The sequence below is a fragment of the Sphingomonas sp. genome, from assembly GCF_019746665.1.
Lineage (GTDB): Bacteria > Pseudomonadota > Alphaproteobacteria > Sphingomonadales > Sphingomonadaceae > Sphingomonas.
Map to the genome: position 1 here is coordinate 46,449 of NZ_JAIERS010000013.1, position 10,174 is coordinate 56,622.

8 protein-coding genes are annotated in these 10,174 nt (G+C 65.6%); 4 read left to right on the plus strand and 4 right to left on the minus strand.

What is annotated here, in order from left to right:
* Positions 1-23 precede the first annotated feature (23 nt).
* A complete protein-coding gene (locus K2X73_RS09995) occupies positions 24-755 on the minus strand; it encodes a class I SAM-dependent methyltransferase (protein ID WP_294110454.1) in 732 nt (243 codons plus the stop codon).
* Between the two features lie 152 nt (positions 756-907).
* Between K2X73_RS09995 and K2X73_RS10000 the strand changes: the two genes are divergently transcribed.
* From K2X73_RS10000 to dnaA, 4 genes are all read left to right on the plus strand, one after another.
* Positions 908-1,093: a hypothetical protein gene (locus tag K2X73_RS10000; protein WP_294110457.1), complete on the plus strand. Its 186-nt coding sequence runs from the start codon at positions 908-910 to the stop codon at positions 1,091-1,093.
* Positions 1,094-1,111: 18 nt separating this feature from the next.
* Entirely contained in the window at positions 1,112-1,927 is an 816-nt protein-coding gene (mutM, locus tag K2X73_RS10005; protein WP_294110459.1) for a bifunctional DNA-formamidopyrimidine glycosylase/DNA-(apurinic or apyrimidinic site) lyase, read from the plus strand.
* A 97-nt stretch (positions 1,928-2,024) separates the two neighbouring features.
* Positions 2,025-2,288 (plus strand): 30S ribosomal protein S20, encoded by a 264-nt coding sequence (rpsT, locus tag K2X73_RS10010; RefSeq protein WP_294110463.1) that lies wholly within the window; start codon positions 2,025-2,027, stop codon positions 2,286-2,288.
* Between the two features lie 428 nt (positions 2,289-2,716).
* Complete coding sequence (dnaA, locus tag K2X73_RS10015; protein ID WP_294110465.1) at positions 2,717-4,144, plus strand: chromosomal replication initiator protein DnaA; 1,428 nt, start codon at positions 2,717-2,719, stop codon at positions 4,142-4,144.
* On the opposite strand, the gene K2X73_RS10020 is transcribed toward dnaA, so the two are convergent.
* From K2X73_RS10020 to K2X73_RS10030, 3 genes are all read right to left on the minus strand, one after another.
* Positions 4,141-5,403, minus strand: a complete 1,263-nt coding sequence (locus K2X73_RS10020) for a c-type cytochrome (protein WP_294110467.1) — start codon at positions 5,401-5,403, stop codon at positions 4,141-4,143. The two genes, dnaA and K2X73_RS10020, sit on opposite strands and share 4 nt — an antisense overlap.
* 143 nt (positions 5,404-5,546) lie before the next feature.
* A complete protein-coding gene (gene rpoC / locus K2X73_RS10025; protein WP_294110469.1) occupies positions 5,547-9,836 on the minus strand; it encodes a DNA-directed RNA polymerase subunit beta' in 4,290 nt (1,429 codons plus the stop codon).
* 128 nt (positions 9,837-9,964) lie between these two features.
* Positions 9,965-10,174: hypothetical protein (locus tag K2X73_RS10030; RefSeq protein ID WP_294110471.1), on the minus strand; the 210-nt coding region annotated here is incomplete at its 5' end.

Below are 10,174 nucleotides of genomic sequence, written 5' to 3' on the forward strand. Positions count from 1 at the left end.
GCGCGTCACCAGCATGGCCATGATCAGATTTTCCAGCCGCTGTGGATCGCGACCAGCCCGCCGAGCACCGGCTCGACCGAAACCTGGGTGAAGCCCGCCTCGCGGATCATCCCCGCGAACCGCTCCATATCCGGAAACCGCCGGATCGATTCGATTAGATAGCGATAGCTGTCCTCGTCACGCGCCAGCGCCCGGCCGAGGCGGGGGACGAGATGATGCGAATAGGCGTCATAAAGCTCGGCGAAGCCCGGCCACAAGGTCTGCGAGAATTCCAGGCAGAAGAAACGGCCGCCGCGCCGCAACACGCGGTGCGCCTCGGCCAAAGCGGCGGGGATGTCGGTCACGTTGCGGATGCCGAAGGCGATCGTATAGGCATCGAAGAATTTCTCGGGAAAGCTCAGCGTTTCGGCATTGGCCTCGGTCCATACCAGCCCGTCGATCCCGCGCCGGGCGGCGCGCTGCATCCCGACCTCAAGCATCGCCGGGTTGATGTCGGCCACGGTGACGCTCGCACCGCTCGCCGCGAGCCGGAAGGCGATATCACCCGTGCCGCCCGCCATATCGAGGAGCGATTCGCCCAGGCGCGGCTTCACGCGGCGGACGAAACGATCCTTCCACAGTCGGTGCATGCCGGCCGACATCGCGTCGTTCATCAGGTCATAGCGCCGTGCAACGCTTTGAAAGACCTGTCCAACGCGTGCGGTCTTTTCCGCCGGGCTTACTTGCTGATAGCCAAAGGATACCGTCTCGCTCATGCCGCTCGCTCTAGCCAAGCCGGGGGGCGGGAGCAAATGGCAAAGGGAGGGGCGGCTTTGAGGGGCGGTCACAAGCGTAACTTGCAATTTCGGTAAATACTTATAACGCGCCGCCATTGCGGTGGGGCACGCAAGGACACCAGAAGGTTTTGATGTTCAGTCACCTCGATAGTTGGGAAGTCGGCCTGATCGTGCTGCTTGTCGCGATGCCGATCGCATTGTTCGGCGCGATCGAAATGGTCGGCAGGATGAATCGTGAGAAAGCGCGCAAGCTGGCCCAGCGCAACAAGGTCGCCGAGCTCGAAGCGCGGCGCAATGCGCGCGACGGGCGGCGCTGATCCAGAAGCGGCGCCACCTTGCCCGAACTTCCCGAGGTTGAAACGACCGTCCGCGGCCTGGCCCCGGTATTGGAGGGCGCGCGGCTCACCCGCGTCGTCACCCACCGCGCCGATCTGCGGCGGCCCTTTCCGCCGGACCTGGCGCAGCGGCTGACTGGCGCGCGGGTGATGACACTCGGCCGTCGCGCCAAATATGGGCTGGTCGAAACCGACCGCGGCGACACGATGGTGTTCCACCTGGGCATGTCCGGGCGCTGGCGGCTCGATCCGAGCGAGGCGCTGCCGCACGACCATTTGCTGATCGAAACCGACAGCGGGCGGCGCGTGGCACTCAACGATCCGCGCCGCTTCGGCTCGGTTGATCTCGTGGAAAGCGCGGCGCTCGCCGCCTGGGGGCCGTTCGCGGCGCTGGGGCCGGAGCCCTTGGGGCCAGACTTTACGCCCGCGCATCTCGCCGCGCGCTTCGCCGGGCGGATCGCGCCGGTGAAGGCGCTGCTGCTCGATCAGCGGATCGTCGCGGGGCTCGGCAACATCTATGTGTGCGAGGCGCTGCACATCGCCGGCATCGCCCCAAACCGTGCCGCCGGCCGGGTAGCGACGCCGCGCCTGACGCCGCTGGTCGAGGCGGTGCGGACGGTGTTGACCGCCGCGATCGCCGCCGGCGGATCGTCGCTGCGCGACTATGCCCGGCCCGATGGCGAGCTGGGCTATTTCAGCAAGGATTGGCGCGTCTATGGTCGCGAGGGAGAGGCGTGCCCCGCCTGCGCCACGCCGGTCCGTCGCCGCGTCGATGGCGGGCGATCGACCTTTTTCTGCGCGCGCTGCCAGCGCTAAGGATTGACCAAGCGGTCCGAAGGGGTTAAGGGCCGCGCCTTCGCAAGCGGCTTTGGCCGCGTGCTCCCTTCATCCAAGCAAAGGCTCGAGGTTCTTCATGGCGAATACGCCACAAGCGAAAAAGCGGATCCGGCGGAACGATCGCCGTGCGGTGGTCAACAAGAATCGAATCAGCCGCATCCGCACCTTCGTGAAGAAGGTCGAGTCGGCGCTGGCCTCCGGCGACAAGGGTGCCGCCCAACTCGCGCTTCGCGAGGTGCAGCCCGAATTGGCGCGCGGCGTCGCCAAGGGTGTCCTGCATCGTAACACGGCGGCGCGGAAGTTCTCGCGCCTGACCAAGGCGGTCTCGGCGCTCGCCTAACCGTTTCAAGTGCCGAACAGATTAGCCCGCCGGCCCCAGTCGGCGGGCTTTTGCGTTTGGGCGGGGGCGGCGCCTAGCAGAATCGACGTCCACTTGCTTTTACAAACGCGCCACAAAACGGGACGGTAGGTTATCCCACGATTCGCGCGCCGCAGGCGGCCTGCCTTCAACAAAAGCCATTATAACATAGATACTTAAAAGGGCTGCCCTCGGAAAACCTAGGGGTTGCGCATGTCAATCCTGATTATTTCAGAATGTTTACAACTGGGGTCTTGATCGACTCATCCCGCTCTTCATAATTGGAACTCGCCGGTGCGATCGTCACGTCCGGTTTTTGATGAAAGCATGGGGACGTCGGGCGGACGGTGTTCGCCTTGGGGGAGCTTTGTCGTTGGTAAAACGGGCCGCGCAGGGGCGTATTTGCGCGGATGGGAGACGATTGCGTGCAAGGTTCTAGGGCTCAGAACGCGACCAAGTTGAGCGATATCGCCCGCGCCTGGGGCCGAATCCGCAGCGGTTTGCGCGAATCGGCGGGCGGGCGGCTGTTCGATCAATGGCTGAAGCCGCTGACCTTGGTGGAAACCGGCGAGCAGGACATCGTTCGCCTGGCGCTGCCGTCCGCGTTCATGACCAATTGGGTGCGCAATAATTACGGCGAACGGCTGACCCATGAGTTTCGCGCGCTCGTCCCCGGCGTCCACACGGTCGTCATCGAAACCGCGAGCGCGGCCGCGCCGCTCGCCGTGGTAAGCGCCGAGATCGTCTCGATCGACCAGGCGCGCGCCGAATCGCGCGCCGCCGAGCCCATGCCCGCTCCCGCCGCCGATCCGGCGTCGCGCCCCGCACTCGATCCGCGCTGGACCTTCGAACGGTTCGTGGTGGGCGGATCCAACCGGGTCGCGTTCAACGCCGCGCGCGCGCTCGCGGAGCCGGGCGCACCGCGCTTCAGCCCGCTGTTCCTCCATGGCGGCACCGGGCTTGGCAAGACGCATTTGATGCACGCGATCGGCCAGGCCTTCCTCGCGGTCCAGCCCGGCGCGCGCGTGATCTATATGTCGGCCGAGCGGTTCATGTTCGAATTCGTCCAGGCGATGCGCGCGCGTGACACCTTCGCGTTCAAGGCGCGGCTGCGTTCCGCCGATCTGCTGATGATCGACGATCTCCAGTTCATCGCCGGCAAGGACGCGACTCAGGAAGAGTTCTTTCACACGATCAACGAGGTGATGGCCGCCGGCAAAAGGCTGGTGGTCGCCGCCGATCGCGCGCCGCAGGGGCTGGAAGGCGTCGAGGCGCGCATCCTCTCGCGCTTCGCGAGCGGCTTTGTCGCCGATATCAAGCCGCCCGAGCCGGAGCTACGCCGCGCGATCCTCGACGCCCGCCTGGCCGAACTGGCGGTCGCGGTGCCGGCCGAAGTGCTCGATCTGCTCGCGCTGCGGCTCAGCAGCAGCGTGCGCGAGCTGGAGGGGGCGCTTAACCGCCTCGTGGCCTATGCGCAGCTGACGGACGCGCGGATCGACATGGATTTCGCGCTGGAGACGCTGGGCGAGGTGTTGCGCGGCGCGCAGAAGCGGGTGACGATCGATGAGATTCAGCGCGCGGTCTCCGCTTATTTCGATCTGAAGCCGCTCGATCTGGTGAGCGCGCGCCGCGCGCGCGTGGTCGCGCGGCCGCGCCAGATCGCGATGTATCTCGCCAAGCGGCTGACGACGCGCTCATTGCCCGAGATCGGGCGGAAGTTCGGCGGGCGCGACCATTCGACCGTGATCCATGCGGTCCGCCGGATCGAGGAACTGCGCGGGCAGGACGGTGAGATCGACCAAGCGGTGCGCCGCTTGATGCGCGACCTGGAAGCCTAACCGCCCGCGCCGCCGACCACGGGCGGCCGTGGCGCCGCCGGCGAACGCGCGGCATAATAGAGCGCCACGCCGTCAATCTCCCGGTCGGACAGGTGGCGGGCTGCGGCGTACATGGGATTGCCCCGCCCGGTGCCGCCGCGCAGGCCCGTGCGGAACAGCTTGAGCTGATCGCGCAGATAATAGCGATTCTGCCCATCGATCTTGGGATAGGCCTTGGCCACCGCCCGGGTGTAATCATGGCAGCTGGCGCAGGCGCCGACCCTTCGGGCGGGGTCGCCATGCGTCGCGATTCGCTCGCCGAGCTGGAGCAGCGCGGGATCGGGGTGCAGCTGGTCCGCCTGGCGCTTGGGTTGGCCGGCATAATAGCGCGCCAGCCCGGCGATCTGTTCCGGCGTCAGGTTGAGCGCCACGGTCTGCATGAAGCCACTCGGTCGCGCGCCACTCGCATAGCGGTTGAGCGCGGTCGCGATCTGCTCGTCGGTCAGCAGCGCGATATTGGGGAAGGCGCCGCCCGGCCGCCCCGCGCCATCGCGCCCGTGGCAGGCGACGCAGCTGCCGCCGACCGCGTCGCTCACCTCGGCATCGCCAAAGCCATAGCTCGGCCGCTCGATCCGCTGTTCGGAGGCATCGGGGGTAAGGATGCCGGGCTGATAGGGCACTGGCTTCACCGTGCCGGGCGCGAAAGGTGGCATCGCATCGGGCAGGTCCGCGCCGATCAGCCGGCGGTAGGCGTCGCCGCGCATCTTCGGCACTTGCTTCACGAAGGCGGCGAGCGCCCACACTTCGTCATCGCGATCCTGCACCGGCCAGGCGGGCATCGCCGAATATTTGATCCCGTGCTTGATGATCCAGAACAGCTCGGGCACGGTGAAATCCTGCGCGACGCTCGGCAGATATTGCGGTTGCGGCCGCATCGCGAGCGCGACGACGTTCTGGCCGCGTCCGGGGACGCTGTGGCAGTGCGAACAGACGCGATCATAATAGATCGCGCCCTTCTGGATCAGCGCCGCGCTGTTAATGTCGGGCGGCGGCTGTAGGCCTCCGGCGTGAAACGCCGCCGAGCGCTTGAAAGTGTAGTGCAGCAGGGTCGACCAGCCGGCTGGATGGGGCACCGAGGCGGCGAGGTTGAGCAGCCCCGTCCACACCACCGCCAGCGCGATCACGATGCCGAGCAGTGCCGCCGCGGCGATCGGCCCCAGCCATTGCTGCAGGCGGCGCGGGAACAGATCGTGCAACAGGCTGAGATAAGGGGATCCCATTGGGCTTCCTCCGCGGCCGCGTTGTCGCGCGGTTCAATGCGGCAAGCGGAGGGAGCGTTGCACACAGTGCGCATGATGACGAAAACACAAACGCCGCCCGGGATCGCTCCCGGGCGGCGCTTATCGTGTCAGCGACGCGTGGCTCAGTCGTTCAGATAATCGCCCGCGTCGGCGTCGGTGCCGTGGCCCGAGGGCGCGACCTTCGCCAGCGCGTCATCGCCGGTGCCGACCGCGTCGCGGGGGCCGCGCGCCAGTTCGGCGGCGTGCTCCTCGGCGGCCGAGTTGGGCGCGATGATCGCGGCCTCGTTCATCCGCCGCTGCGCGACCCGGAGAGCGGCGTCACGCGACGAGGCCGCCACGCGGATGCGGTTCATCCCTGCGCCGGTGCCCGCCGGGATCAGGCGGCCGACGATGACGTTCTCCTTCAGGCCGATCAGCGTGTCCTTCTTGCCCTGCACCGCGGCCTCGGTGAGCACGCGGGTGGTCTCCTGGAACGACGCCGCCGAGATGAACGAGCGGGTCTGCAGCGAGGCCTTGGTGATGCCGAGCAGCACTGGCTTGCCCTGCGCCGGGGTCTGGCCCGGTTCGAGCTTGGCGTTGATCTCGTCCATCTCCTCGCGATCGACCTGCTCGCCGGCAAGCAAGGTCGTGTCGCCGCCGTCGGTGATCTCGACCTTTTGCAGCATCTGGCGAACAATCACCTCGATGTGCTTGTCGTTGATCTTCACGCCCTGCAACCGGTAAACTTCCTGGATTTCGCTGACGAGATATTCAGCCAGCGGCTCGATGCCGAGCACTTCCAGAATGTCATGCGGATCGGGCGAGCCGCCGATCAGATTGTCGCCACGCTTGACATAGTCGCCTTCCTGAACGTCGATCACCTTCGACTTGGGGATCAGATACTCGACCACCTCGCCGCCGTCCTCGGGCTGGATGCCGATCTTGCGCTTGGCCTTATAGTCCTTGCCGAACACCACCCGGCCGCTGACCTTGGCGATGATCGCATTTTCCTTGGGCTTGCGCGCTTCGAACAGCTCGGCGACACGCGGCAGACCGCCGGTGATGTCGCGGGTCTTGGCGGCTTCGCGGCTGACACGCGCGAGCACGTCACCCGCCGCGACCGTCGCGCCATCCTCGACCGAGAGCGTCGCCCCCGGCGCGAGCATATAGCGGCCGGCCTCGCCCGAAGCTTCGTCGAGCAGGGTCAGGCGCGGACGCAGATCCTCCTTCGACTTGGACGAGGCACGATATTCGATCACCACGCGCTGGGTGATGCCGGTCGCTTCGTCGGCCTGCTCGGCCATGGTCTTGCCGTCGATCAGGTCCTGATACTTCACCACCCCCGGGTTTTCGGTGATCACCGGCATGGTGAAGGGGTCCCACTCGGCGAGGCGATCGCCCTTGTTGACGACCGCGCCGTCATCGAACGCGACATAGGCGCCGTAGGGGATACGGTGCACCGCGCGCTCGCGGCCCTCGATGTCGATGATCGCGAGTTCGCCCGAGCGGCTGAGCACCACGCGGCGGCCGCGCTGGTCGCGGATGATGCGCAGGTCACGATATTCGATCGTGCCGTCGCTGTTCGCCTCCAGGTTCGACTGCTCGTTGAGCTGCGCCGCGCCGCCGATGTGGAACGTCCGCATCGTCAGCTGCGTGCCCGGCTCGCCGATCGACTGCGCGGCGATCACACCCACCGCCTCGCCGATGTTCACCGGCGTGCCGCGCGCGAGGTCACGCCCATAGCATTTCGCGCAGACCCCGACCTTGGTCTCGCAGATCAGCGGCGAGCGAATTTTCACCGCCTGGATGCCCATCTTCTCGATCCGCGCGACCATCGGCTCGTCGAGCAGCGTGCCGGCGGCGATCGCGATCTCGCCGGTCTTGCTGTCGACCAGATCCTCGGCCGTGGTGCGGCCCAGGATACGCTCGCCGAGCGAGGCGATGGTCGAGCCGCCCTGGACGATCGCCTTCATCTCCAACGCGCGGCTGGTGCCGCAATCGATCTCGGTGACGACACAGTCCTGCGACACGTCGACCAGACGGCGGGTGAGATAGCCCGAGTTCGCCGTCTTGAGCGCGGTGTCGGCCAGACCCTTGCGGGCGCCGTGGGTCGAGTTGAAATATTCAAGGACGGTCAGGCCTTCCTTGAAGTTCGAGATGATCGGCGTTTCGATGATCTCGCCCGACGGCTTGGCCATAAGGCCGCGCATCCCCGCGAGCTGCTTGATCTGCGCCTGCGAGCCACGCGCGCCCGAGTGGGCCATCATGTAGATCGAGTTGATCGGCTTTTCGCGGCCCTTCATCGGGCCGTCTTCATAGCGCCGCACCGCCTTGATCTCGTTCATCATCGAGTTGGCGACCTGGTCACCGCAGCGGCTCCAGGCGTCGATCACCTTATTATACTTTTCCTGCTGGGTGATCAGGCCGTCCTGATATTGCTGCTCGTAATCCTTCACCAGCTCGCGCGTCTCGTCGACCAGCTTTTCCTTGTCGGGCGCGATGATCATGTCGTCCTTGCCGAACGAGATGCCGGCCTTGAACGCATGGCGGAAGCCGAGCGACATGATCGCATCGGCGAACAGCACCGTCTCCTTCTGGCCGGTGTGGCGATAGACCTCGTCGATCACGTCGCCCACGTCCTTCTTGGTCAGCAGGCGGTTGACGATGTCGAACGGCACCTTGTGGCTCTTCGGCAGGCACTCGCCGAGCAGCATCCGGCCCGGGGTGGTCTCATAGCGCTTCAGATAGGTCTTGCCCTGCTCGTCGGTCTGCGGAACGCGGCTGACCACTTTGGTGTGAAGCGTCACCGCGCCCGAATCGAGCGCGTGATGCACCTCCGCCATGTCGGCCAGCAGCATGTTTTCGCCGGGCTCGCCCTCCTTCATCATCGAGATGTAGTAGAGGCCCAGCACCATGTCCTGCGACGGCACGATGATCGGCTTGCCGTTCGCGGGCGACAGGATGTTGTTGGTCGACATCATCAGCACGCGCGCTTCGAGCTGGGCTTCCAGCGAAAGCGGCACGTGGACGGCCATCTGGTCGCCGTCGAAGTCGGCGTTGAACGCCGAGCAGACGAGCGGGTGCAGCTGGATCGCCTTGCCTTCGATCAGCACCGGCTCGAACGCCTGGATGCCAAGGCGGTGGAGCGTCGGCGCGCGGTTGAGCATCACCGGATGCTCGCGGATCACCTCGTCGAGGATGTCCCAGACTTCCTTGCGCTCCTTCTCGACCCACTTCTTGGCCTGCTTGAGGGTCATCGAGAGACCCTTGGCGTCGAGCCGGGCGTAGATGAACGGCTTGAACAGCTCGAGCGCCATTTTCTTGGGCAGGCCGCACTGGTGCAGCTTGAGCTCGGGGCCGGTCACGATCACCGAACGGCCCGAATAGTCGACGCGCTTGCCGAGCAGGTTCTGACGGAAACGGCCCTGCTTGCCCTTGAGCATGTCGGACAGGCTCTTGAGCGGACGCTTGTTGGCGCCGGTGATCGTGCGGCCGCGGCGGCCGTTATCGAACAGCGCGTCGACCGCTTCCTGCAACATGCGCTTTTCGTTGCGCACGATGATGTCCGGCGCGCGCAGCTCCATCAGCCGCTTCAGGCGGTTGTTGCGGTTGATGACGCGACGATACAGGTCGTTGAGGTCGGAGGTCGCGAAGCGGCCACCGTCGAGCGGCACCAGCGGGCGCAGCTCGGGCGGGATCACCGGCACGACTTCCAGGATCATCCATTCCGGCCGGTTGCCCGATTCCAGGAAGCTCTCGACAACTTTCAGCCGCTTGATGATCTTCTTGGGCTTCAGTTCCGACTTGGTGGTGGCGAGCTCTTCGAGCAGCGCGCGCTTTTCGCCCTCGAGATCGAGGCTTTCGAGCATGATGCGCACCGCTTCCGCGCCGATGCCGGCGGAGAAGGCGTCCTCGCCATATTGGTCCTGCGCATCGAGCAGCTCGTCCTCGGTGAGCAGCTGATACTTGTCGAGCGGGGTCAGGCCCGGCTCGATGACGATGTAATTTTCGAAGTACAGCACGCGCTCGAGCTGCTTGAGCTGCATGTCGAGCAGCAGGCCGATGCGGCTGGGGAGCGACTTCAGGAACCAGATATGCGCGACCGGCGCGGCGAGCTCGATATGGCCCATCCGCTCGCGGCGCACCTTCGACACGGTGACCTCGACGCCGCACTTTTCGCAGACGATGCCCTTATACTTCATGCGCTTATACTTGCCGCACAAGCACTCATAGTCCTTGATCGGACCGAAGATGCGCGCGCAGAACAAGCCGTCACGCTCGGGCTTGAAGGTGCGATAGTTGATCGTCTCGGGCTTCTTGATCTCGCCGAACGACCAGCTGCGGATGCGGTCGGGCGAGGCGATGCCGATCTGGATCTGGTCGAAGGTTTCGGGCTTCGCCATCGGGTTCGCGAAATTGGTCAGTTCGTTCATGTCTTGGCTCCGCTAGGCCCTCTCCCCTTCAGGGGAGAGGGTTGGGAGAGGGGGATGCCGCGCGCCAGGCTGCCACACCGTCCCCTCTCCCCGACCCTCTCCCCTGAAGGGGAGAGGGAGGAAGAAGGTTACTCCGCCGCGATCTGCACGCCGTCCGAGTCGAAGCCCGGTTCATCGGCCTTCAGCTCCACATTCAGGCCCAGCGAGCGCATTTCCTTGACGAGCACGTTGAAGCTCTCCGGAATGCCGGCCTCAAAGGTGTCGTCGCCCTTGACGATCGCTTCATAGACCTTGGTGCGGCCGACCACGTCGTCGGACTTCACCGTCAGCATTTCCTG

Bases quoted from the DNA above. Each gene is read 5' to 3' on its own strand.
- K2X73_RS09995 (WP_294110454.1), bottom strand. From the start codon at position 755: ATGAGCGAGACGGTATCCTTTGGCTATCAGCAAGTAAGCCCGGCGGAA.
- K2X73_RS10000 (WP_294110457.1), top strand. From the start codon at position 908: ATGTTCAGTCACCTCGATAGTTGGGAAGTCGGCCTGATCGTGCTGCTT.
- rpsT (WP_294110463.1), top strand. From the start codon at position 2,025: ATGGCGAATACGCCACAAGCGAAAAAGCGGATCCGGCGGAACGATCGC.
- dnaA (WP_294110465.1), top strand. From the start codon at position 2,717: ATGGGAGACGATTGCGTGCAAGGTTCTAGGGCTCAGAACGCGACCAAG.
- K2X73_RS10020 (WP_294110467.1), bottom strand. From the start codon at position 5,403: ATGGGATCCCCTTATCTCAGCCTGTTGCACGATCTGTTCCCGCGCCGC.
- rpoC (WP_294110469.1), bottom strand. From the start codon at position 9,836: ATGAACGAACTGACCAATTTCGCGAACCCGATGGCGAAGCCCGAAACC.